At 36.4% G+C, this 1,518-nt stretch carries 2 protein-coding genes and 1 pseudogene; 2 read left to right on the top strand and 1 reads right to left on the bottom strand.

The window, feature by feature from the left end; all coding sequences use genetic code 11:
- Window positions 1-132 (top strand): transposase (locus H5154_RS22685; protein WP_182719721.1); only part of this gene is annotated, 132 nt, incomplete at its 5' end.
- 228 nt (window positions 133-360) lie between these two features.
- Window positions 361-942: a hypothetical protein gene (locus H5154_RS22680; RefSeq protein WP_182719720.1), complete on the top strand. Its 582-nt coding sequence runs from the start codon at window positions 361-363 to the stop codon at window positions 940-942.
- A 121-nt stretch (window positions 943-1,063) separates the two neighbouring features.
- Here H5154_RS22680 and H5154_RS23470 read toward each other — a convergent pair.
- Window positions 1,064-1,395, bottom strand: a pseudogene (locus tag H5154_RS23470) (group II intron maturase-specific domain-containing protein); the annotation flags it as partial.
- Window positions 1,396-1,518: the final 123 nt, after the last annotated feature.

Below are 1,518 nucleotides of genomic sequence, written 5' to 3'. Positions count from 1 at the left end.
GTGTTCGGGAATATTACAGTTAACAAAGGCATGAATAAATTGACCTTACGCGGTCAAACGAAAGTGAATGCCCAATGGCAACTGTATTGCTTAGTTCATAATATAGAAAAGCTGCAAAACACGATACATTAATAAGGGTAACCCTTTATCACCTCAAATAAGCCACTCAAACACCTGTCATACCTTTCAAAACGCCAATTAAAGCAACAGCAAATCCTCTTTTTATATTTTACGTAAAATCGAAGTAACCAATTGAATCAAAATAGGAACTCGGCTATGGTTAATACATCAATAAAAATAAATTAAAAACGAGTTATTCTACAGCCTCGTTAGCCATCCATTTATAATTCTAAGAGTTGAATGATGTTACGTGTAATTTTTATATTAATATTCTCCATTTTTATCACTGGCTGTGATCATTATAATTACGCTGTGAAAAAAAATGATTCTCCAATAATATATGATTTGTATGGTAAATCCCCTGAAGAGTATGAATTTTATAGTAATCTCTACAAAGTGAATCCAGAGAATATATATTCTGACATGATTCAAATCACACATTTAAACGATGTCTATAATAGTCAATATGGTACACCTGAATCTACTACACGAAAATCACGGTTAGATTTTGTGTTGCACCCTCGAACAGGTGTAGAGCTTGTAGTGCCTTCTGTACGGCTTGAGCATTACTCTGAAAAAGGCGATTTATATAAACCAATAAAAATTGAATCTACATTGTCAAAATGTGTTGGAAATGTTGGTTGCAATGGAATATTTGTTCTCCATTATGCAGATAAAATGCCCCAAAAAATCATTGAAAAGGTAAGTTTCAAAATAATAGTAAACGGTAAAGAAAAGCATGTTTCCTATATAATTCCTCTAGAACTTAAATTTGAATACTCTTTCTGGGACGGATTGATGAACGAAATAGAACGTTTTTAATACGCAAATTTTTTCAAATAAGTAAGTTTCGTAAAATGAGTGTAAATGGCCAATCGGGTAGCCGGAGGTCTCTAACCTCCAGCCCCCACACCACCCATCATGCGGGTCCGCAATGGGCGGTTCATCTCCCGTAATGAATATTGATCCAAATATCTCTTAATGACGCTAAACCTTGTGACGCTAGATAGTCATTGCCTATCGCAATGTTAATTCCTTTTGTTTTTGAGCTTCTACAAGGGCCTTCGCTTCCAAGCGCCTACTTTTGGTACTGGTGATACCACAGGCTATGGCGAGCCGTTCGCTGACACCCAGTTTCATTAAACTGCGTACTTTGGTGCGTGCTATTCCTTATAAATAGCGACATTGCCGCCAGTAGCACATTCTTATCCTACGGCGGATCCAGTGATCTAAATCCACCGTTAGCTTATAAGCATTGGCTGTAAGGTAATAGTTGTAATGGTCTAATGAAACTGGACAGGTTTATAGCGTAAAATGAGCTAAACCCAAAAGGTATCACTATGACCAGAAAATCAAAAGTAACACTCAGTGCACAACAAAAACTTGAATATGCCAAAT

It is taken from the genome of Pseudoalteromonas sp. SR44-5 (assembly GCF_014163675.1).
Taxonomy (GTDB): Bacteria; Pseudomonadota; Gammaproteobacteria; order Enterobacterales; family Alteromonadaceae; genus Pseudoalteromonas; species Pseudoalteromonas rhizosphaerae.
Note: the sequence above shows the minus strand (reverse complement) of the source record. Positions and strands in the feature narration are given on the sequence as shown.

Coding starts and splice junctions, on each gene's coding strand:
- H5154_RS22680 (WP_182719720.1), top strand. CDS start 361: ATGATGTTACGTGTAATTTTTATATTAATATTCTCCATTTTTATCACT.